17 protein-coding genes, 1 tRNA gene and 1 pseudogene are annotated in these 21,123 nt (G+C 63.5%); 4 read left to right on the top strand and 15 right to left on the bottom strand.

The annotated features are described in order from the left end of the window. Window positions 1-28 precede the first annotated feature (28 nt). The 5 genes from lpdA to icmF form a co-directional block, all read right to left on the bottom strand. Entirely contained in the window at window positions 29-1,432 is a 1,404-nt protein-coding gene (gene lpdA, locus RQP54_RS03560; RefSeq protein WP_315676790.1) for a dihydrolipoyl dehydrogenase, read from the bottom strand. A gap of 274 nt (window positions 1,433-1,706) precedes the next feature. Continuing rightward, the gene (locus tag RQP54_RS03565) at window positions 1,707-3,050 is read right to left on the bottom strand and encodes a dihydrolipoamide acetyltransferase family protein (protein WP_315676791.1); all 1,344 of its coding nucleotides are present in this window, start codon (window positions 3,048-3,050) and stop codon (window positions 1,707-1,709) included. A 3-nt stretch (window positions 3,051-3,053) separates the two neighbouring features. After that, window positions 3,054-4,076, bottom strand: a complete 1,023-nt coding sequence (locus RQP54_RS03570; protein WP_315676792.1) for an alpha-ketoacid dehydrogenase subunit beta — start codon at window positions 4,074-4,076, stop codon at window positions 3,054-3,056. A 2-nt stretch (window positions 4,077-4,078) separates the two neighbouring features. After that, window positions 4,079-5,314, bottom strand: coding sequence for a 3-methyl-2-oxobutanoate dehydrogenase (2-methylpropanoyl-transferring) subunit alpha (locus RQP54_RS03575; protein ID WP_315676793.1), 1,236 nt, complete (start codon window positions 5,312-5,314; stop codon window positions 4,079-4,081). A 280-nt stretch (window positions 5,315-5,594) separates the two neighbouring features. Next, entirely contained in the window at window positions 5,595-8,897 is a 3,303-nt protein-coding gene (gene icmF, locus RQP54_RS03580) for a fused isobutyryl-CoA mutase/GTPase IcmF (RefSeq protein WP_315676794.1), read from the bottom strand. Window positions 8,898-9,032: 135 nt separating this feature from the next. On the opposite strand from icmF, the pseudogene RQP54_RS03585 reads away from it, so the two are divergent. The 3 genes and pseudogenes from RQP54_RS03585 to RQP54_RS03595 form a co-directional block, all read left to right on the top strand. Continuing rightward, window positions 9,033-9,533, top strand: a pseudogene (locus RQP54_RS03585) (MBL fold metallo-hydrolase); the annotation flags it as partial. A 174-nt stretch (window positions 9,534-9,707) separates the two neighbouring features. Next, window positions 9,708-10,145 (top strand): rhodanese-like domain-containing protein, encoded by a 438-nt coding sequence (locus RQP54_RS03590; protein WP_315677743.1) that lies wholly within the window; start codon window positions 9,708-9,710, stop codon window positions 10,143-10,145. A 32-nt stretch (window positions 10,146-10,177) separates the two neighbouring features. Beyond that, window positions 10,178-10,957, top strand: coding sequence for a type III pantothenate kinase (locus tag RQP54_RS03595; RefSeq protein ID WP_315676795.1), 780 nt, complete (start codon window positions 10,178-10,180; stop codon window positions 10,955-10,957). A gap of 42 nt (window positions 10,958-10,999) precedes the next feature. Here RQP54_RS03595 and RQP54_RS03600 read toward each other — a convergent pair whose 3' ends face one another. Next, window positions 11,000-12,193: a M20 aminoacylase family protein gene (locus tag RQP54_RS03600; protein ID WP_315676796.1), complete on the bottom strand. Its 1,194-nt coding sequence runs from the start codon at window positions 12,191-12,193 to the stop codon at window positions 11,000-11,002. A gap of 64 nt (window positions 12,194-12,257) precedes the next feature. On the opposite strand from RQP54_RS03600, the gene RQP54_RS03605 reads away from it, so the two are divergent. Then, window positions 12,258-14,342: a molybdopterin oxidoreductase family protein gene (locus tag RQP54_RS03605; protein WP_315676797.1), complete on the top strand. Its 2,085-nt coding sequence runs from the start codon at window positions 12,258-12,260 to the stop codon at window positions 14,340-14,342. A 59-nt stretch (window positions 14,343-14,401) separates the two neighbouring features. Here the strand turns inward: RQP54_RS03605 and ilvD are convergent, their stop codons facing one another. The 9 genes from ilvD to secY all read right to left on the bottom strand — a co-directional run bounded on the left by ilvD (window position 14,402) and on the right by secY (window position 21,099). After that, on the bottom strand, window positions 14,402-16,261 hold the full coding sequence (gene ilvD / locus RQP54_RS03610; protein WP_315676798.1) for a dihydroxy-acid dehydratase: 1,860 nt from the start codon (window positions 16,259-16,261) through the stop codon (window positions 14,402-14,404). 123 nt (window positions 16,262-16,384) lie between these two features. Continuing rightward, a tRNA-Met gene (locus RQP54_RS03615) sits at window positions 16,385-16,461 on the bottom strand. A 19-nt stretch (window positions 16,462-16,480) separates the two neighbouring features. Continuing rightward, a complete protein-coding gene (gene rplQ / locus RQP54_RS03620) occupies window positions 16,481-16,876 on the bottom strand; it encodes a 50S ribosomal protein L17 (RefSeq protein WP_315676799.1) in 396 nt (131 codons plus the stop codon). A gap of 81 nt (window positions 16,877-16,957) precedes the next feature. Next, complete coding sequence (locus tag RQP54_RS03625; RefSeq protein WP_315676800.1) at window positions 16,958-17,947, bottom strand: DNA-directed RNA polymerase subunit alpha; 990 nt, start codon at window positions 17,945-17,947, stop codon at window positions 16,958-16,960. A 102-nt stretch (window positions 17,948-18,049) separates the two neighbouring features. Further along, window positions 18,050-18,673 carry a 30S ribosomal protein S4 gene (gene rpsD, locus RQP54_RS03630; RefSeq protein ID WP_315676801.1) on the bottom strand — a complete coding sequence of 208 codons (624 nt, stop codon included), beginning with the start codon at window positions 18,671-18,673 and terminating at the stop codon, window positions 18,050-18,052. 79 nt (window positions 18,674-18,752) lie between these two features. Next, window positions 18,753-19,157, bottom strand: coding sequence for a 30S ribosomal protein S11 (rpsK, locus tag RQP54_RS03635; protein WP_315676802.1), 405 nt, complete (start codon window positions 19,155-19,157; stop codon window positions 18,753-18,755). A gap of 16 nt (window positions 19,158-19,173) precedes the next feature. Beyond that, window positions 19,174-19,539, bottom strand: a complete 366-nt coding sequence (rpsM, locus tag RQP54_RS03640) for a 30S ribosomal protein S13 (protein WP_315676803.1) — start codon at window positions 19,537-19,539, stop codon at window positions 19,174-19,176. Window positions 19,540-19,563: 24 nt separating this feature from the next. Next, complete coding sequence (gene rpmJ / locus RQP54_RS03645) at window positions 19,564-19,677, bottom strand: 50S ribosomal protein L36 (RefSeq protein WP_084795560.1); 114 nt, start codon at window positions 19,675-19,677, stop codon at window positions 19,564-19,566. Window positions 19,678-19,791: 114 nt separating this feature from the next. Continuing rightward, window positions 19,792-21,099, bottom strand: coding sequence for a preprotein translocase subunit SecY (gene secY / locus RQP54_RS03650; RefSeq protein ID WP_315676804.1), 1,308 nt, complete (start codon window positions 21,097-21,099; stop codon window positions 19,792-19,794). Between the last annotated feature and the right edge of the window lie 24 nt (window positions 21,100-21,123).

The raw sequence follows: 21,123 nt of genomic DNA on the forward strand, positions 1-21,123 counted from the left end.
CTGCCGGGGCGTGCTCGTTCACCGCCACCTATATGTGCAGCGCGTGCCCCAGGGCGCGCAGCGCCGCTTCCTGCACCGCCTCGCCCAGTGTCGGGTGGGCATGGATGGTGCCGGCCACGTCTTCGAGGCAGGCACCCATTTCCAGCGACTGTCCGAAGGCCGCCGCCAACTCGGAAACCCCCGCCCCCACGGCCTGCCAGCCGACGATCAGGTGGTTGTCGCGCCGTGCCACCACGCGCACGAATCCGTCGGTGGACTCCAGCGTCATGGCACGGCCATTGGCCGCAAACGGGAACTGCGCATGGATGCAGTCGAGCCCGGCCTTGGCGGCCTCCTGGGGCCCTAGCCCCGCCGTTACCACCTCGGGGTCGGTGTAGCAGACTGCAGCAATGGCCGCAGGGGCGAAGCGGCGGCGCTGGCCGGCGATGACCTCGGCCACCAGCTCGCCCTGCGCCATGGCGCGGTGCGCCAGCATGGGCTCGCCGGTGAGGTCGCCAATGGCCCAGACGTTGCGCATGGAGGTGTGGCACTGGTCGTCGACCTTGATGGCGCGGCCCTGCATCTCCAGCATCAGCTTTTCCAGACCCCAGCCGTGGGTGTGTGGCACGCGGCCGATGGCCACCAGCACCTGGTCTGCCTCCAGCACGCTTTCCTTGGCACCGCTGTCGAGGATGCGCACGCCTTGCGTGGCTTCGTCCAGGCCCTGCACCTTGCAACCCAGCAGCACCTGCACGCCCAGTTTGCGCAGCGAGGCCGCCACCGGTTTGGTGAGTTCCTCGTCGTACAGCGGCAGGATGCGTTCCTGCGCTTCCACCAAGGTCACCTCGGAGCCGAGCTTGCGGTAGACCGTGCCCAGCTCCAGGCCGATGTAGCCGGCACCGACCACCACCAGCTTCTTCGGGATGTGGTCGGGCGACAGCGCCTGCTTGCTGGAGATGACCTTGCCTCCGAAGGGCATGCCCGGCAGCCCCAGCTCGACCGAACCGCTGGCCAGCAGCAGGTGCTCGCACTGGATGCGGGTGGGTTCGGCGTCACCCCGGCCCAGATCCACGTCCACGGTCTTGCCGTCAACCATGTGCGCCCAACCCTTGATGACCTGCACGCCGTGCTTCTTCATCAGAGCGCCCACGCCACCGGTCAGGCGCGCCACGATGCCGTCCTTCCAGCGCACGGTTTGGGCCACGTCGATGCGCGCACCGTCCACGTGGATGCCCAGCGTGTGGTCGCCCATGCAATGGTGCGCGTGGTGGTAGGCGTCGGCGGCATGGATCAGCGCCTTGCTGGGGATGCAGCCGATGTTCAGGCAGGTGCCGCCGAGCTGCGCGCCTTCCACCAGGGTGGTGGCAATGCCGAGCTGAGCCGCGCGGATGGCGGCAACGTAGCCGCCGGGGCCACCGCCAATGATGAGCAAAGTTGTCTTTTGGGTAACCATGGTAGAACTTGTCCACTAATGAATTGGGGATCACGCTCTGGCATCTTCGGGATGGCGTGCAAGGCGCAATACCCAAGGCAAGGCTGGCCGCCTTGCCTGGTGTTGCAACGCCGCAGGCCACCCGAAAATGCCAGAGCCCTTCGGGTTGGGATGAAATCGGGCGATTTGCCCGCCAAGTTTCTTGCATGGGCATGAGCCCATGCGGCGCAACGTTGGCATGCATCTCATCCCGATTGCATCCCAACGTGACCTCAATTCATTAGCGGGCAAGTTCTCACTCCACGAACAGGGTGGCCGGGCACTCCAGATAGCCCCGTACCTTTTGAATGAACTCGGCGGCGTGCATGCCGTCCACCACGCGGTGGTCGAAGGACGACGACAGATTCATCATCTGCCGCACCACCACCGCACCGCCCCGCACCATGGGGCGCTCGACCATGCGGTTGACACCCACGATGGCGACCTCGGGCCGGTTGATCACCGGCGTGCTGACGATGCCCCCCAGTGCACCCAGGCTGGTCAGGGTGATGGTGGAGCCGCTCAGCTCCTCGCGTGCCGCCTTGCCGGTGCGCGCGGCCTCGGCCAGGCGTGTGACCTCGGCCGCGCAGGCCCACAGGTCCATGGTTTCGGCATGGCGCAGCACCGGCACCATGAGCCCGGCCTCGGTCTGGGCGGCCAGCCCCAGGTGCACCGCGCCGTACTTGGTCAGCACGTCGGCCTCGTCGTCGTAGCGGGCGTTGAGGTGCGGGAACTCGCGCAATGCCTGCACCATGGCCCGTGCCAGGAAGGGGATGACGGTGAGCTTGCCGCGTGCCTTGCCGTGCTGGGCGTTGAGGCGCTGGCGCAGGGCTTCGAGCTCGGTCATGTCGACTTCCTCGACGTAGGTGAAGTGCGGAATGCGGCGCTTGGCCTCCTGCATCTTCTGCGCGATCTTGCGGCGCAGGCCGATGACCGGCACCGCTTCCTCGTCGCTGCGTTCCAGGTAGCGGCTGTCGCTGCCGCCACTGGGAATGCCGCGCGCGGCACGGGCCACGTAGGCGTCCAGGTCGGCATGGCTGATGCGCCCTGCCGGTCCCGTGCCCGGCACGTACTGCAACTCCACTCCCAACTCCCAGGCGCGGTGGCGCACCGAGGGCGCGGCAATCGGCTTGTCGCCGGGCGCGCGGTGGTGGGCCGGTGTGGCCGGGGCGTTGCGTGCTGCGTTGCCGTTGCCGGCCTGCGCGGGGGCAACGGCACGACTGGATGCCGGAGCTGGCGTGGATGCCGGAGCTTCCTGCAGCATTGCTGTCGCTATGGAAACAGGAGCTGCTTGCGCAGATTTTGCTTGGGTTGGAGCCACTTTTCGCTCTGCATCGCCTTCCTTCAGGTTGCCTGCGCCCTCGACCTCTATGCGGATCACTTCCGAGCCCACGGCCATGACCTGTCCCACGGCACCGCCCAGGGCCAGTACCTTGCCGGATACCGCGGACGGGATTTCCACCGTGGCCTTGTCGGTCATGACGTCAGCCAGCACCTGGTCTTCGACCACCGTATCGCCCACCTGCACGTGCCAGGCCACCAGTTCCACTTCTGCAATGCCTTCGCCGATGTCCGGCATTTTGATGACATGAATTCCCATGGCTTATGCCTCCAGCACGCGCTTGTACGCTTCAGCGACCCTTGTGGGGCCGGGAAAGTAATCCCACTCCTGGGCGTGGGGGTAGGGGGTGTCCCATCCCGCCACGCGCTCAATGGGGGCTTCCAGGTGGTAGAAGCAATGCTCCTGCACCAGCGCGACCAGCTCGGCACCGAAGCCGCTGGTGCGTGTGGCCTCGTGCACCACGACGCAGCGCCCGGTCTTCTTGACCGAGGCCACGATGGTGTCCAGGTCCAGCGGCCAGATCGAACGCAGGTCGATCACCTCGGCGTCCACGCCACTTTCGCGGGCGGCGGCTTCGCAGACGTAGACCATGGTGCCGTAGGCCAGCACCGTCACGGCACTGCCGGGGCGGAAGATGGCGGCCTTGTCCAGCGGCACGGTGTAGTAGCCCTCGGGTACTTCGCCCATGGGGTGCTTGGACCAGGGCACCACCGGGTTCTCGTGGTGGCCGTCGAAGGGCCCGTTGTACAGGCGCTTGGGCTCCAGGAAGATCACCGGGTCGTCGTTCTCGATCGAGGCAATCAGCAGGCCCTTGGCGTCATAGGGGTTGGACGGCATGACCGTGCGCAGCCCGCAGACCTGGGTGAACATGGCCTCGGGGCTCTGGCTGTGGGTCTGGCCGCCGTAGATGCCGCCGCCGCAGGGCATGCGGATGGTGATGGGGCAGGTGAAGTCACCGGCTGAGCGGTAGCGCAGGCGCGCCGCCTCCGACACGATCTGGTCGCTGGCCGGGTAAAAGTAGTCCGCAAACTGGATTTCCACCACCGGGCGCAGGCCGTAGGCGCCCATGCCCACCGCCGAGCCGACGATGCCGCTCTCGGAAATGGGGGCATCGAACACGCGCGAGGTGCCGTACTTCTTCTGCAGGCCTTCGGTGCAGCGGAACACGCCGCCGAAGTAACCTACGTCCTGGCCGTAGACGACCACGTTGTCGTCGCGCTCCAGCATCACGTCCATGGCCGACCGCAGGGCCTGGATCATTGTCATGGGGGTAGTTTTACTCATGGTCAGATCCCCAATTCCTGGCGCTGCCGGCGCAGGTGCGCGGGCATGTCCTTGTACACGTCTTCAAACATCTCGGCCGGGCTGCGCACATGGCCATCGGCCAGGGTGCCGTATTGCTCGGCTTCCTTCTGGGCCGCGGCCACAGCGGCCTCCATCTCCTTCTGCGTGGCTTCGTGCTCGGCATCGGACCAGGCCCCCAGCGCAATCAGGTGCTGCTTGAGGCGGGCAATGGGGTCGCCCAGCGGGAAGCGCGCGGCGTCGTTGGCCGGGCGGTACTTGCTCGGGTCGTCCGAGGTGGAGTGTGGGCCGGCGCGGAAGGTCACCCATTCGATGAGGGTGGGGCCGCAGTTGCTGCGGGCCCGCTCCAGCGCCCACTGGGAGGCGGCGTACACCGCCAGGAAATCATTGCCATCGACGCGTAGCGAGGCAATGCCATTGCCCACGCCGCGCGCGGCAAAGGTAGTGCCCTCGCCCCCGGCGATGGCCTGGAAGGTGGAGATGGCCCACTGGTTGTTGACCACGTTGAGCACCACCGGGGCACGGTACACGTGGGCAAAAGTCAGGCCGGTGTGGAAGTCGGCTTCGGCCGTGGCGCCGTCGCCGATCCAGCTCGACGCGACCTTGGTGTCGCCCTTGATGGCCGAGGCCATGCCCCAGCCCACGGCCTGGATCACCTGCGTGGCCAGGTTGCCGGAGATGGAGAAGAAGCCTTGCTTCTTGCTCGAATACATGACCGGCAACTGGCGCCCCTTGAGCGGGTCGCGCTCGTTGCTGTACAGCTGGCAGATCATGTCCACCATGTTCACGTCGTCGCGCGCGAGCAGCAGGCCCTGCTGGCGGTAGGTGGGAAAGCACATGTCGCCGTCGACAAGCGCCATGGCATGGGCGCAGGCAATGGCCTCTTCGCCCAGGCACTGCATGTAGAAGGACATCTTCTTCTGGCGCTGGGCAATCAGCATGCGCGCATCGAAGGCACGCGTCTTGAGCATGGAACGCATGCCTTTGCGCAACTGCTCCACGCTCAGGTCCGGCGCCCAGGGGCCCACGGCCTGGCCGTTGGGGTCGAGCACCCGGATCAGTGCGAAGGCCAGGTCACTGGTCTGTGCCGCCTGGACATCGACCGGGGGTCGTCGGACGGTGCCGGCCTCGGAAAGGGGAAGGTAGGAGAAGTCTGTGTCGTGTCCCGGTCGGCCGGTAGGCTCGGGCACGTGCAGACGCAAGGGTTCGTGCGTTGGCATCGATAAGCTCCATGCAAGTTTGTGGCTTGCTGCTGGTGGACAAGGTCTGCGCGCAGCGGGTAGCCACACGCAAACCGGACAAGGCGACAGTACCGAACGGGGTCACCGCCTGTACTGTTTGCGCTCAGGAAGGATAGCCAAAAACCCTGCTCGCGCCAACAGGGTTTTTCAAGATAAGCGATTCCGCGTCGAAAGCGTTTGGGCCTAGGCGCGAAGCCGCAGACAGTGCATTGGCACGTCCAGGCGAAGCAACAACGGCCCGGACGCTTTCGACTTAGAGTTACATGCTGCGGCGGTACTGGCCTCCCACTTCAAACAAGGCACTGGTGATCTGGCCCAAGGAGCACACGCGCACCGCATCCATCAGCACTTCAAAGACATTCTTGTTGTCGATGACAGCCTGCTGCAGGCGCTGCAATTGCGCGGGCGCCTCGGCTGCATGGCGGGCGTGGAAGTCTGCCAGACGCGCCAATTGGCTCTGCTTTTCCTCGTCGGTGGATCGGGCCAGTTCCAGCTTCTCCAGCACCGCATCGCCCTTGGGGTTGCGGAAGGTATTGACGCCGATGATGGGGTACTCGCCGGTGTGCTTGAGCATCTCGTAGTGCATGCTCTCTTCCTGGATCTTGCTGCGCTGGTAGCCGGTTTCCATGGCACCGAGCACGCCGCCGCGTTCGGCAATCTTCTCGAACTCGGACAGCACCGCCTCTTCCACCAGTTCGGTCAATTCCTCGATGATGAAGGCGCCCTGGTTCGGGTTCTCGTTCTTGGCCAGACCCCACTCGCGGTTGATGATGAGCTGGATCGCCATGGCGCGGCGCACCGAATCTTCGGTGGGCGTGGTGATGGCCTCGTCGAACGCATTGGTGTGCAGGCTGTTGCAGTTGTCGTAGATGGCGATCAGCGCCTGCAGCGTGGTGCGGATGTCGTTGAACTGGATTTCCTGTGCGTGCAAGCTGCGGCCACTGGTTTGGATGTGGTACTTGAGCTTCTGGCTACGCTCGTTGGCGCCGTACTTTTCCTTCATGGCCACGGCCCAGATGCGCCGTGCCACCCGGCCCATGACCGTGTACTCGGGGTCCATGCCGTTGGAGAAGAAGAAGGAGAGATTCGGCGCGAAGTCGTCGATGTGCATGCCGCGCGCCAGGTAGGCTTCCACCAGCGTAAAACCGTTGGACAGCGTGAAGGCCAACTGGCTGATGGGGTTGGCGCCGGCTTCGGCAATGTGGTAGCCGCTGATGGACACCGAGTAGAAGTTGCGCACGTTGTGGTGCACGAAGTACTCGGCAATGTCGCCCATCACCTTCAGGCTGAATTCCGTGGAGAAGATGCAGGTGTTCTGGCCCTGGTCTTCCTTGAGGATGTCGGCCTGCACCGTGCCGCGCACATTGGCCAGCACCCATTCCTTGATCTTGGCCACTTCGGTGTCGGTGGGCTCGCGGCCGTTGTCGGCCTTGAACTTGTCGATGTTCTGGTCGATGGCCGTGTTCATGAACATGGCCAGCATGGCGGGTGCGGGCCCGTTGATGGTCATGGACACGCTGGTGGTGGGGTTGCACAGGTCAAACCCGCTGTACAGGACCTTGAGGTCGTCCAGCGTGGCAATGGACACGCCGCTGTTACCCACCTTGCCGTAGATGTCCGGGCGCAGGTCGGGGTCGTTGCCGTAGAGCGTGACCGAGTCGAAGGCGGTGGACAGGCGCTTGGCGGGCATGCCTTCGCTGAGCAGCTTGAAGCGGCGGTTGGTGCGGAAGGCATCGCCCTCACCTGCGAACATGCGCGTGGGGTCTTCGTTCTCGCGCTTGAAGGCAAAGGTACCGGCGGTGTAGGGGTAGCTGCCGGGCACGTTGTCCAGCATCAGCCACTTGAGGATTTCGCCGTGGTCCTCGAAGGTGGGCAGGGACACCTTGCGGATGGTGGTGCCGCTCAAGGACTTCGTGGTGAGCGCGGTGCGCAGTTCCTTGTCGCGGATCTTCACCACGTACTCGTCACCCGCATAGGCTTTTTGCATGTCAGGCCACTGGGCCAGCAGCTTGCGCGCGTCGCTGTCCAGGCGCTCATCGCGGCTTTGTGCCAAGGCCAGCACGGTGGCGCGGGCACCGCTCTCGCCCGTCTTGCTGGGGTTGTCTTCCTGCAGCATGCGTGCGGTTTCGCGCAGTTGCTGCAGTTCGCGCGCCAGGCGGGCCTGGGCGCGGGCGCGGGCCTTGTAGCCGCGCACGGTGTCCGAAATCTCGGCCAGGTAGCGCGTGCGGCTGGGCGGAACGATGGGGGTCTGGTTGGAGCTGGCGCGCACCGTCACACGCGGCAAGCGCCCTTCGGTCACGGCCAGGCCCAGCGCCTGCAGGCGCGGCAGCAAGGCCTGGTACAGGGCGGTCACGCCGTCGTCGTTGAAACGTGCAGCCTGGGTGCCGAACACCGGCATGGCTTCGGGCGGGGTCGAGAAAGCCTCGCGGTTGCGCTGCACCTGCTTGGAGACATCGCGCAGCGCGTCTGCTGCGCCCTTGCGGTCGAACTTGTTGATGGCCACGAACTCGGCAAAGTCCAGCATGTCGATCTTCTCCAGCTGGCTGGCGGCACCGAACTCCGGCGTCATCACGTACAGCGGCACGTCCACCAACGGCACGATGGCGGCATCGCCCTGGCCAATGCCGGATGTTTCCACCACGATCAGATCAAACCCCGCCACCTTGCAGGCGGCGATCACGTCAGGCAAGGCCTGGCTGATCTCGCTACCGAAGTCGCGGGTGGCCAGCGAGCGCATGAAGATGGTGGAGCCGTTCTGCCACGGCCCGATGGCGTTCATGCGGATGCGGTCTCCCAGCAAGGCACCACCGCTCTTGCGTCGGCTCGGGTCGATGCTGACCACGGCCACGCGCAGGCTGTCACCCTGGTCCAGACGCAGGCGGCGGATCAGCTCATCGGTGAGCGAGGACTTGCCCGCGCCGCCGGTACCGGTAATGCCCAGCACCGGTATTTTCTTGGTAGCAGCCTGGGCACGCAGCACGGGGGCCAGCGGGTGATTGCCGGGCTGCGCTTCGAGTGCGGTGATGAGCTGGGCCAAGGCCCGCCATGCTTCGGGGGTATGCCCGACCAGGGTTTCGACCGCGGTAGGGGCCAGGCCGGTGATGTCCTTGTCACAGCGCATCACCATCTCGCCGATCATGCCTTGCAGCCCCATGCGCTGGCCGTCTTCGGGGCTGTAGATGCGGCCTACGCCATATGCATGGAGTTCACGGATCTCGCTGGGCACGATCACGCCGCCACCACCGCCGAACACCTGGATGTGGGCACCGCCGCGCTGGCGCAGCAGGTCCACCATGTACTTGAAGTACTCCACGTGTCCGCCCTGGTAGGAGCTGATGGCGATGCCCTGCACGTCTTCCTGCAGGGCCGCGGTCACCACTTCGTCCACGCTGCGGTTATGCCCCAGGTGGATCACTTCCGCACCCATGTTCTGCAGAATGCGGCGCATGATGTTGATGGCCGCGTCATGCCCGTCGAACAGGCTGGCGGCAGTGACAAAACGCACCTTGTGGGTGGGACGGTAGTTGGCAAGCGCTTTGAAGTCGGCGGACAGATCGGTCATGCGGGTCTCCAGGGCATTGCGGGTCGCGGCCGCAATTGACGTTTACGTAAACGTCAACTATATCCGACTTGTCCTACGGATGCATTACAGTGCGCACTTCGGCGGTTTCTGCCGCTGCCCTACCCCGTACGCACCATGCAACCGCTGCAACTCTTTGACCCCGCCTCCAGCACCTACACCTACCTCGTGTTCTGCGAGGAAACCCGCGAGGCGGTGATCATCGATCCGGTGGACGAACAACTGGAACGTGACCTGGCCACGCTGCGCCAGTACGGTCTGAAGCTGGTATGGGCCATCGAGACCCACGCCCATGCCGACCACATCACCAGCGCGGCCCAGCTGGCCGAACACACCGGCGCCCGCACGGCGGCACCTGAGGCCTGCGGCATCGGTACCGCGGCGGTGCAGCTGCAGCACCAGCAGGTGCTCGAGTTCGGGCGCGAGCGGCTGCAGGCGCTGCACACCCCCGGCCACACGGCAGGCTCCATGAGCTTTGTCTGGCGCAGCAACGTCTTTACCGGCGACACGCTGCTCATCAACGGCTGCGGCCGGACCGACTTCCAGAGCGGCAGCGCCGAGGACATGTTCCACAGCCTGACCCAAGTGCTGTTTGCGCTGCCGGACGACACGGTGGTCTGGCCGGGCCATGACTACCAGGGCCGCACACGTTCGACCATCGGTACGGAAAAGACCTCCAATGCACGCGTGGCCGGAAAGACACGGGATGAATTCATCGCCATCATGCAGGGATTGAACCTGCCGGCCCCGAAGCGCATCAACGAGGCCGTGCCGGCCAATCTGACCTCGGGCGTGCGCCACGACGCCGGTGGCGCCGGGCTCAACGAGGCCCGCGCCGCGGCCGGTTATGCGGGCGACGTGGGCGCCGAACTGGCCTATGCCTGGTGGCAGGCTGGCGACGCCGTGCTGGTGGATGTGCGCACCGACGCCGAGCGCGAGTGGGTGGGCTTTGTGCCCGGTGCGGTGCCGGTGGCCTGGAAGCAATGGCCCGGCATGGCCATGAATGCGGACTTCGACGCGGCCCTGCGCGCTGCCGTGCCTGCAGGCAAGAAGGTGGTGTTACTGTGCCGCAGCGGCGTGCGTTCCGTGGCGGCCGCCAAGCGCGCCACCGAACTCGGGCTGGAGGCCTACAACATCCTCGAAGGCTTTGAAGGTGACGCCGACGCCAGCGCCCACCGGGGCAACCGCGGCGGCTGGCGCATGCGCGGCCTGCCCTGGCGCCAGAACTGAGCGGCGAAGAGCTGCCCCACCCCGAGAAGCACATGACATTTCTTGCCTTGGACATTGGCAATACGCGCCTCAAGTGGGCGTGCTACGCATCCGCAGACCCCGAGGCACCCTTGTTGGCCGAAGGGGTGGAGTTTCTGGAAAACATCGACAAGCTGGGCGAAGGCGTGTGGACACAGATTCCCGCCCCCACCCACATCCTGGGCTGCACCGTGGCGGGCGACGCCATCAAGCGCCGGGTCGAAGAGCAGATGGAGATGTGGGATGTGCCGCCGCGCTGGGTCGTTCCGAGCGAAACCGAGGCCGGCGTGACCAACGGGTACGACCACCCGGCTCGGCTGGGTGCCGACCGCTGGGTAGCCATCATCGGCGGTTACCACACCATGCGCCGCCGGGGCTTGCAGGGCCCCATGGTGGTGGTCATGGTCGGAACGGCGGTCACGGTCGAGGCTGTCGATGCGGACGGTCGCTTCCTTGGCGGACTGATCCTGCCCGGCCACGGCATCATGCTGCGGGCGCTGGAATCCGGTACGGCCGGGCTGCACGTGCCCACCGGGGAGGTGCGCGAGTTCCCCACCAACACCAGCGACGCCCTGACCAGCGGCGGCACTTACGCCATTGCGGGGGCGGTGCAGTGCATGGTGCAGCACCTGCGCAAGCACACGGGCCAGGAGCCCTACTGCATCATGACCGGCGGTGCGGGCTGGAAGATGGCGCCGAGCATGACCGTACCGTTCGAACTGGTGGACAACCTGATCTTCGAAGGCCTGCTGCACATGGCGCAGGCCCGATTTGCAAGCAAAATCAGCGCCTAGCCCGCACAAACATTGCGCAAACAGCTACCAAAAACGTAGCGACTACGCAGCCTTCGCCAACCAGGACTCGACCAGGCGCACCCAGTAGGTCGCGCCCAGCGGGATCAGCGCGTCGTTGAAGTCGTAGGACGGGTTGTGCAGCGTGCAAGGGCCGCCCGCATGGCCCAGGTCGCGGTGCGAACCGTCACCGTTGTACAGGAAGGCGTAGCAGCCCGGCTTGGCTTGCAGCATGTAGGCAAAGTCTTCGGCGCCCATGGTCGGCTCCTGCGCCAGCACCCGCTCCTCGCCCACCAACTGTGCCATCACCTGCCTTGCAAATGCAGCCTCCGCGTCCGTATTGATCGTGGGCGGATAGTTGCGTGCAAATTCGAATTCCACGCGCACGCCATGCGCCGCCCCCAGATGCTGGGCGATGTCGCGCATGCGCTGCTCCACCTGGTCCAGCACGGCCAGGCTGAAGGTGCGTACCGTGCCCTGCAGCTCTACCGTGTCGGGGATCACGTTCGTGGCCTCGCCGGCATGCACCATGGTCACCGACACCACGGCCGAGTCGATGGGGCGCACGTTGCGGCTCACGATGGTCTGGTAGGCCAGCACCAGCTGGCAGGCCACAGGCACCGGGTCGATGGTGGTGTGGGGCATGGCTGCGTGGCCGCCCTTGCCGTGCAGCACGATCTTGAACTCGTTGCTGGACGCCATGACCGGGCCGCCACTGGCGGCGAACTGCCCCACCTGCCCGCCGGGCCAGTTGTGCATGCCAAAGACCGCCTCCACCGGAAACTGTTCGAACAGTCCCTCGCGGATCATTTCGCGGGCACCGCCACCGCCTTCTTCGGCGGGCTGGAAGATCAGGTGCACGGTGCCGTCGAAGGCACGGTGTTTGGACAGGTACTCTGCCGCGGCCAGCAGCATGGCGGTGTGGCCATCGTGGCCGCAGGCGTGCATCTTGCCGGGGTGGCGGCTGGCGTGGGCGAAGCTGTTGTGCTCCTGCATGGGCAAGGCATCCATGTCGGCCCGCAGCGCAATGGCCCGTGCCGAGCTTCCCGCCTTCAGGGTACCCACCACGCCGGTGGTACCCAAGCCCCGGTGCACGCGAATGCCCCACTGCGTGAGCTTTTCCGCCACCACGTCGGCGGTACGCACTTCCTCGAAGCAGAGTTCGGGGTAGGCATGCAGGTCGCGCCGAATGGCGGCAATGGTCGGCGCGTTGGCAACGATTTCGGGGATCAGCTTCATGGGGCTCATTATTGCGCCAGCCCTGCCCCGCAAGGGCCAGAGGGTTTCTCGCTACCATCGGGCCATGAACGCCTCCACCGCCTCCCTGCAGACCGGCACCCACGACGTGCTGGGCGTCTGCCCCCACGACTGTCCTGACACCTGCTCCCTCGTCACCACCGTGCAGGATGGCGTCGCCATCAAGGTGCACGGCAACCCTGCCCACCCCCATACCAATGGCGCCCTGTGCACCAAGGTGTCGCGCTATACCGAGCGCACCTACCACCCCGAACGCCTGCTGCATCCGCTCAAGCGCGTCGGTCCCAAGGGCCCCGGCGCGCGCTTCGAGCGCGTGGGCTGGGACGAGGCGCTGGGCGCCATTGCAGAGCGCCTGCAGGCCCTGTGCGATGACCCCACCGCCGGGCCCGAGGCCATCCTGCCCTACAGCTACGCCGGCACCATGGGCTTGGTGCAGGGCGACGGTATGGCGCAGCGCTTCATGCACAAGCTGGGCGCTTCGCTGCTGGACCGCACCGTGTGTGCTGCCGCCGGAGCCGAGGCGCTGACGCTCACGCTGGGCACCAAGCGTGGCATGGGGGTCGAACACTTCGCCGATGCGAAACTGATCCTGGTTTGGGGCAGCAACCCAATCACCAGCTCGGTCCATTTCTGGCGCTACGCGCAGGAAGCGAAACGAAGAGGTGCGCGGCTGGTGTGCATCGACCCACGCCGCAGCGAAACCGCCGAGCGCTGCCATGAACACATCGCCCTGCTCCCCGGCACCGACGCGGCGCTGGCCCTGGCGCTGATGCACGAGCTCATCACCCACGACTGGCTGGACCACGACTACATCGCACACTACACCGAAGGTTTTGCGGCCTTGCGCGAGCGCGCGCTGCAGTGGACGCCCGAGCGTGCTGCAGCGGTGTGCGGCATCGAGGCGCAGCAGATCCGTGACCTGGCTGCCGAATACGCGGCCACGGCCCGGCGCGGCGAGGGTGCGGCCATTCGCCTGAACTACGGCATGCAACGGGTGCGTGGCGGCGGCAATGCCGTGCGCGCCGTGGCCTGCCTACCCGCGCTGGTGGGCGCTTGGCGCGTGCCTTCCGGCGGCATGCTGCTATCAAGCTCGGGCAATTTTGCGGCGGACAAGGCCACGCTGCAGCGCCCCGACCTGCTGGGTGCGCGCAAGCCACGCACCGTCAACATGTCGGACATCGGCAACAGCCTGTGCCACGCGGGCGGCGACGGCTTTGGCCCGCGTATCCGTGCCGTGGTGGTCTACAACAGCAACCCCGTGGCCATTGCCCCCGATTCGTCCAAAGTGGTGCAGGGCTTTGCCCGTGAGGACCTGTTTACGGTGGTACTGGAACACTTCCAGACCGACACCGCCGACTATGCCGACTACCTGCTGCCAGCCACCACGCAATTGGAGCACTGGGACATCCATACCGCCTACGGCCACACGGACGTGCAATTGAACCGCCCCGCCATCGCGCCCTTGGGTGAAGCCAAATCGAATGCACAGATCTTTCGTGAATTGGCAGCACGCATGGGGTTCGACGAAGCATGCTTCCACGACAGTGACGAAACCATGTGCCGGCAGGCCTTCGGTGCCACCATCGATTTCGACACGCTGCTGCGCCAGGGCTTCTTCACCCTGCCGACCGCGGCCGCACCGTTTGCGCAAGGTGGCTTCGGCACGCCCAGCGGCCGCTGTGAGTTCGATTCCCGCGTGCTGCGCGCTCGCGGGCTGGATGGCCTGCCCGACCACGTGCCGAACTACGAGCCTGCGGGGGCGGACCCACACTACCCACTGGCCATGATCTCGCCCCCCGCACGCAACTTCCTCAACTCGAGCTTCGTGAATGTGTCTAGCCTGCAGGCGCTGGAAAAGGAGCCGGTGCTGGAGATGCACCCCACCGACGCCCAGGCCCGCGGCATTGCCGACGGCCAGATGGTGCGCGTGTTCAATGCCCGCGGCGAAACCCATTGCCGCGCCCGCGTCGGCGGACGTGCCCGCCGTGGTGTGGTGAATGGCTTGGGTGTCTGGTGGCGCAAACTGGGTGCTAACGGCACCAATGTCAACGAACTGACCCACCAGGGCCTGACCGACCTGGGCGGCGGGCCGTGCTTCTACGACTGCGCCGTGGAAGTGCAGTCGCTATAAAAAAGAAAGCGCCTGCCGCACATTCTGTGCGGGCTGGCGCCTTGTTTGGCTTGTAGAACTTAGTCTTCGAGCTTGGACAGGTCGCGCACGGCGCCCTTGTCGGCCGACATCACCAGCTTGGCATAGGCCTTCAGGGCCGCCGATACCTTGCGCGGGCGGGGTTGCGCGGGCTTCCAGCCCAGCTTGTCCTGCTCCGCACGGCGCTTGGCCAGCTCTTCGTCCGACACCAGCACGTTGATCGAACGGTTGGGAATGTCGATGCGGATGCGGTCGCCATTCTTCACCAGACCGATGGCGCCACCGGCAGCCGCTTCGGGCGAGGCGTGGCCAATGGACAAGCCCGAGGTGCCGCCGGAGAAGCGGCCATCGGTCAGCAGCGCGCAGGCCTTGCCCAGGCCCTTGGACTTGATGTAGCTGGTGGGGTAGAGCATTTCCTGCATGCCGGGGCCGCCCTTGGGGCCTTCGTAGCGCACGATCACCACGTCACCGGCCTTGACTTGGTCGTTCAGGATATGGTCCACGGCCTCGTCCTGGCTTTCCACCACGTGGGCCGGGCCTTCGAACACCAGCAGGCTGTCGTCCACGCCAGCGGTCTTGACGACGCAGCCATTCAGGGCAATGTTGCCCACCAGCACGGCCAGACCGCCTTCCTTGCTGAAGGCGTGCTCGAAGGAACGGATACATCCTTCGGCACGGTCGATATCCAAACTGGGCCAACGCGCGTTTTGGCTGAATGCAACTTGGGTGGGAATCCCGCCGGGGCCCGCCATGTAGAAAGTCTTCACCGCGTCGCTGGGGTTGCGGGCAATGTCCCACTGGTCCAGTGCGTCCTTCATCGTCTTGCTGTGCACGGTGGGTACGTCGGTGTGCAACTTGCCGGCCCGGTCCAGCTCACCGAGGATGGCCATGATGCCGCCAGCGCGGTGCACGTCTTCGATGTGGTACTTGTTGGTGTTGGGCGCCACCTTGCACAGCTGCGGCACGACCTTGGACATGCGGTCGATGTCGGCCATGGTGAAGTCGATCTCGGCTTCTTGTGCAATGGCCAGGATGTGCAGGATGGTGTTGGTCGAGCCGCCCATGGCGATGTCCAGCGCAATGGCGTTCTCGAACGCCTTCTTGCCGATGGCCCGCGGCAGCACGGTGAGCTCTTCCTGCTCGTAATAGCGCTTGCACAGCTCCACAGCCAGGTGCCCTGCGCGCTTGAACAACTGTTCGCGGTCAGCGTGGGTAGCCACCACGGTGCCATTGCCAGGAAGGGACAGGCCCAGCGCTTCGGTCAGGCAATTCATGGAGTTGGCGGTAAACATGCCCGAGCAACTTCCGCAGGTGGGGCAGGCAGAGCGCTCGACCTCGGCCACGTCGGCGTCGCTCACCTTGTCGTCGGCGGCCATGACCATGGCGTCGATCAGGTCGAGCTTCTTGAATTCAATTGTCTTGGTGGTAGGGTTGAGCAGCTTGACCTTGCCCGCTTCCATCGGGCCACCGGACACGAACACCACGGGGATATTCAGGCGCATGGCAGCCATCAACATCCCGGGCGTGATCTTGTCGCAGTTGGAAATGCAGACCATGGCATCTGCGCAATGGGCATTGACCATGTACTCGACGGAGTCGGCAATGATGTCGCGGCTGGGCAGCGAATACAGCATGCCGTCATGCCCCATGGCAATGCCATCATCCACCGCAATGGTGTTGAACTCCTTGGCCACGCCACCAGCGGCTTCGATCTCGCGAGCCACCAGCTGGCCCAAGTCCTTCAGGTGCACGTGTCCGGGGACAAACTGCGTGAAGCTGTTCACCACCGCGATGATGGGTTTGGAAAAATCACCATCTTTCATGCCGGTCGCGCGCCACAAGGCGCGTGCACCGGCCATGTTGCGGCCAGCGGTGGAGGTTTTGGAGCGGTATTGCGGCATGCTTTGGTCTCGGAAATTCGAAGGAATGCGGATTAGACACACTGAGCCTAACACCCATGGCGACAGGCGAAAAAAAAGCCACACAATGTGTGGCTTTCTTACCGTGGTACACCACGAGAGTATTGGTTGCGGAGGCTAGATTTGAACTAACGACCTTTGGGTTATGAGCCCAACGAGCTACCAGGCTGCTCCACTCCGCGTCAAGACTTTAATTATAGCTTATTCTGCGGCCGCAGGAGCAGCTTCTGCAGAAATTTCTGCGCGATCGACCAATTCGACCAGGGCCATGGGGGCGTTGTCGCCGACACGGAAACCCATCTTCAGGATGCGGGTGTAGCCACCGGGACGGGTCTTGAAGCGGGGGCCGAGTTCGTTGAACAGCTTGGTCACGCTGTCGCGGTCACGCAGGCGGTCGAATGCCAGACGGCGGTTGGCCAAGGTGGCTTCCTTGGACAGGGTGATCATGGGCTCGATCACGCGGCGCAGTTCCTTGGCCTTGGGGACTGTGGTCTTGATGACTTCGTGCTCGATGAGCGAGTTCATCATGTTGCGCAGCATCGCCAGACGATGGGAGGATGTGCGGTTGAGTTTGCGGAGTCCGTGTCCGTGGCGCATAGTAGTTCCTTCTAAAAAATAACAGGCAGCCGTGTCAGGTACTGCCTGGGGCACCGAACCCTTGCGGGTTCAAACAAATAATTAACGCTTTTCCAGCGCTGCGGGCGGCCAGCTTTCCAGCTTCATGCCCAGGGTCAGGCCGCGGGAAGCAAGCACTTCCTTGATTTCGTTGAGCGACTTGCGACCCAGGTTCGGGGTCTTGAGCAGCTCGTTTTCGGTGCGCTGGATGAGGTCACCGATGTAGTAGATGTTCTCGGCCTTGAGGCAGTTGGCAGAGCGCACAGTGAGTTCGAGCTCATCGACGGGGCGCAGCAGGATCGGGTCGAACTGGGCACTACCACGGGAAGCCGGAGCGTCAAATGCGCCAGCCAGGTCGCTGCCTTCGAGCTGCGCGAACACGGCCAGCTGCTCGACCAGAATCTTGGCCGAAGCGCGCACGGCATCTTCCGCAGTGATGGCACCATTGGTTTCGATCTCAACCACCAGCTTGTCAAGGTCGGTGCGCTGTTCCACACGGGCGCTTTCCACCGTGTAGCTCACACGCTTCACGGGCGAATAGGAGGCGTCGAGAATGATGCGGCCGATCGACTTGTTGGGCTCGTCACCGTAGCGACGCATGGTTCCGGGCACGTAGCCACGGCCCTTTTCGACCTTGATCTGCATGTCCAGCTTGCCACCAGCCGACAGATGGGCGATGACGTGCTCGGGATTGATCACGTCCACGTCGTGCGGGGTCTGGATGTCGGCTGCAGTCACGACACCTTCGGTGTCCTTGCGCAGGCTCAGGGTCACTTCCTCACGGTTGTGCAGCTTGAACACCACACCCTTGAGGTTCAACAGGATGTTGACCACATCTTCCTGGACGCCGTCGATCGACGAGTACTCGTGCAGAACACCCGCAATCGTCACCTCGGTCGCAGCGTAGCCGGGCATGGAGGACAGGAGCACGCGGCGCAGGGCATTGCCCAGGGTGTGGCCGTATCCGCGCTCGAAGGGCTCCAGAGCGACTTTGGCACGGTTCGGGCCAATTTGCTCGACGTTGATGGACTTGGGTTTCAGCAGGTTTTGCATTAAGACTTCCTCTCAATACCCCCGACTCGTTACATCGGTAAGGCTGGTGAAGCACCTAAGCCCCGCGCAAGCGGGGCCCAGGAACGGATACAGATTCAAAGATTAGCGAGAATACAGTTCAACGATCATGGATTCGTTGATGTCCGCGCCAAACTGGTCGCGATCGGGAACCGACTTGAAGACGCCTTCAGCCTTTTCCACGTTCACTTCGACCCAAGCGGGCATGCCCACTTGCTGAGCCAGTTGCAAGGCCTCGATGATACGGGCTTGCTTCTTGGACTTTTCACGAACGGCCACCACATCGCCAGCCTTGATCATGAAGGACGGGATGTTCACGGGCTTGCCGTTCACCAGAATGGCCTTGTGAGAAACCAGCTGGCGTGCCTCAGCGCGGGTGGAGCCGAAACCCATGCGATAGACAACGTTGTCCAGGCGGGACTCCAGCAGCGACAGCAAGTTGGCACCGGTGTTGCCCTTGCGACGGTCGGCTTCTTCGAAATAGCGGCGGAATTGCTTTTCCAGCACGCTGTACATGCGCTTGACCTTCTGCTTTTCGCGCAGCTGGACGCCGTAGTCGGAGGTACGGGCACCCGAAGTGCGGCCGTGCTGACCGGGCTTGGAGTCGAACTTGGCCTTGTCAGCGATGGAGCGACGGGCGCTCTTCAGAAACAGGTCAGTGCCTTCGCGGCGGGAGAGTTTGGCCTTGGGGCCGAGGTAGCGTGCCACTTGATCTTTCCTTCTATGTCAACTTCTGCCGAAAAGGCAGGAGCCAGCCGACAGGGCTGGCGGTGGGCTTGTTAAAAAATTAGATGCGGCGACGCTTCTGAGGGCGGCAGCCGTTGTGCGGCACGGGAGTCACATCAGCGATCGAGTTGATGCGGATACCGAGTGCAGCAAGCGCGCGAACGGAAGATTCGCGGCCGGGACCAGGACCCTTGATCTCGACGTCAAGGTTCTTGATACCTTGTTCCTGGGCGGCACGGCCAGCCACTTCGGAAGCCACCTGGGCAGCAAACGGAGTGGATTTACGCGAACCCTTGAAACCCTGACCACCCGACGAAGCCCAGGACAACGCATTGCCCTGACGGTCGGTGATGGTGATGATGGTGTTGTTGAACGAGGCGTGCACGTGGGCGATGCCGTCGGCAACGTTCTTGCGAACCTTCTTGCGGACGCGTTGAGCGGCGCTATTGGAGGGAGCTTTTGCCATGGTGGTGTTTCCCTAATTATTTCTTCAGAGACGCGGCGGACTTGCGGGGGCCCTTGCGTGTACGAGCATTGGTGCGGGTACGCTGGCCACGGACCGGCAGACCGCGACGATGACGGAAACCGCGGTAGCAACCGATGTCCATCAAACGCTTGATGTTCATGGTGGTTTCACGGCGCAGGTCACCCTCAATGGTGAACTGGGCGATCTGGTCGCGGATTTTTTCCAAATCGGCGTCGGTCAGATCCTTGACCTTTTTGGAGTAGGCGATTCCGCATGCTTCGCAGATCTTGCGAGCGCGGGTGCGACCGATACCGTAGATGGCGGTCAGGCCGATCTCGGAGTGTTGGTGCGGCGGAATGTTGATGCCAGCGATACGTGCCATATTTATCCTCTAAAACTCGTGCAATTAACCCTGCCGCTGCTTGTGGCGGGGATCCGTGCAGATCACGCGCACAACGCCTTTACGACGAATAACTTTGCAGTTGCGGCAAATTTTTTTGACCGAAGCCGAAACTTTCATTTTTTCTCTCCTAAAACAACCAGTTCCGCAACGCGTTATTCGTCTCGAAACCGCCTAACGATTTACCCACTTGCCCGGCCTACTTGATTCCAGCCAGACTACCTAGACCCAACATCAAGCCTTGAAGTTTGCTTTCTTCAACAAGGACTCGTATTGCTGTGACATGAGGTAGTTTTGCACCTGGGCCATGAAGTCCATGGTCACCACAACAATAATCAAGAGGGATGTACCGCCGAAGTAGAACGGAACGTTGTACTTCAGAATCAGAAACTCGGGCAACAGACACACAAAGGTGATGTAGATCGCGCCAGCCAGAGTCAAACGGAGCAGTATTTTATCAATGTACTTGGCCGTATTGTCACCAGGACGGATTCCGGGAATGAATGCGCCACTCTTCTTCAGGTTCTCTGCCGTTTCCTTGCTATTAAACACCAGGGCGGTATAGAAGAAGCAGAAGAACACGATCGCAGCGGCATACAGCATCACATAGATGGGTTGCCCCGGGCTCAACGTACTGGAAATGTCCTTGAGCCAATGCATGGACTCGCTGGATCCAAACCAGTTGGCCACGGTCGCAGGCATCAGGATGATGGACGACGCGAAGATCGGTGGAATGACGCCTGCCATGTTGAGCTTCAGGGGCAGGTGGGACGATTGTCCACCGTACACCTTGTTGCCCACCTGCCGGCGTGCATAGTTGACCAGGATCTTGCGCTGACCGCGCTCGACAAAGACCACGAAGTAAGTGACCAGGGCCACCAGCACGATGATCATCAACGCGACGATGATGTGCATGGCGCCGGTACGGACCAGTTCCAGCAATCCGCCGATGGCGTTGGGCAGACCCGCAGCAATACCGCCGAAGATCAGGATCGAGATGCCGTTACCCAAACCACGCTCGGTAATCTGTTCACCCAGCCACATCAGGAACATCGTGCCGGCGGTCAAGGTAATGACTGCGGACATGCGGAACCCAAAGCCAGGAGTAATCACCAGGCCTGCCGTCGACTCCAGCGCCAAGGCAATGCCCAGAGACTGGAACAGTGCCAGACCCAGCGTACCGTAACGTGTGTACTGCGTGATCTTGCGGCGACCGGCTTCGCCTTCCTTCTTCAGCTGCTCGAATGCGGGCAGGACGTAGGTCAGCAATTGCATCACGATCGACGCCGAGATGTACGGCATGATTCCCAATGCAAAAACCGTGAAACGCGACAAGGCACCACCGGAGAACATATTGAACAGACTCAATATGCCACCCTGCTGACCCTTGAACAAAGCCTGCAGCTGTACTGGGTCAATGCCAGGCACTGGGATGTGTGCACCGATACGGTACACGACCAGGGCCAGCAGCAAGAACACCAGTCGGCGACGCAAGTCGCCGAACTTGCCGGACTTTGCTATTTGCGAAGCGTTGGTTGCCACAAACGTCCTTACCTAGTTCAACCG

The sequence above is a fragment of the Curvibacter sp. APW13 genome, assembly GCF_032337135.1.
In the GTDB taxonomy this organism is placed as follows: Bacteria; Pseudomonadota; Gammaproteobacteria; order Burkholderiales; family Burkholderiaceae_C; genus Allorhodoferax.

What these genes read in the sequence shown, in the direction of transcription:
- lpdA (WP_315676790.1), bottom strand. Translation starts at nt 1,432, where the DNA reads ATGGTTACCCAAAAGACAACTTTGCTCATCATTGGCGGTGGCCCCGGC.
- RQP54_RS03565 (WP_315676791.1), bottom strand. Translation starts at nt 3,050, where the DNA reads ATGGGAATTCATGTCATCAAAATGCCGGACATCGGCGAAGGCATTGCA.
- RQP54_RS03570 (WP_315676792.1), bottom strand. Translation starts at nt 4,076, where the DNA reads ATGAGTAAAACTACCCCCATGACAATGATCCAGGCCCTGCGGTCGGCC.
- RQP54_RS03575 (WP_315676793.1), bottom strand. Translation starts at nt 5,314, where the DNA reads ATGCCAACGCACGAACCCTTGCGTCTGCACGTGCCCGAGCCTACCGGC.
- icmF (WP_315676794.1), bottom strand. Translation starts at nt 8,897, where the DNA reads ATGACCGATCTGTCCGCCGACTTCAAAGCGCTTGCCAACTACCGTCCC.
- RQP54_RS03595 (WP_315676795.1), top strand. Translation starts at nt 10,178, where the DNA reads ATGACATTTCTTGCCTTGGACATTGGCAATACGCGCCTCAAGTGGGCG.
- RQP54_RS03600 (WP_315676796.1), bottom strand. Translation starts at nt 12,193, where the DNA reads ATGAAGCTGATCCCCGAAATCGTTGCCAACGCGCCGACCATTGCCGCC.
- RQP54_RS03605 (WP_315676797.1), top strand. Translation starts at nt 12,258, where the DNA reads ATGAACGCCTCCACCGCCTCCCTGCAGACCGGCACCCACGACGTGCTG.
- ilvD (WP_315676798.1), bottom strand. Translation starts at nt 16,261, where the DNA reads ATGCCGCAATACCGCTCCAAAACCTCCACCGCTGGCCGCAACATGGCC.
- rplQ (WP_315676799.1), bottom strand. Translation starts at nt 16,876, where the DNA reads ATGCGCCACGGACACGGACTCCGCAAACTCAACCGCACATCCTCCCAT.
- RQP54_RS03625 (WP_315676800.1), bottom strand. Translation starts at nt 17,947, where the DNA reads ATGCAAAACCTGCTGAAACCCAAGTCCATCAACGTCGAGCAAATTGGC.
- rpsK (WP_315676802.1), bottom strand. Translation starts at nt 19,157, where the DNA reads ATGGCAAAAGCTCCCTCCAATAGCGCCGCTCAACGCGTCCGCAAGAAG.
- rpsM (WP_315676803.1), bottom strand. Translation starts at nt 19,539, where the DNA reads ATGGCACGTATCGCTGGCATCAACATTCCGCCGCACCAACACTCCGAG.
- rpmJ (WP_084795560.1), bottom strand. Translation starts at nt 19,677, where the DNA reads ATGAAAGTTTCGGCTTCGGTCAAAAAAATTTGCCGCAACTGCAAAGTT.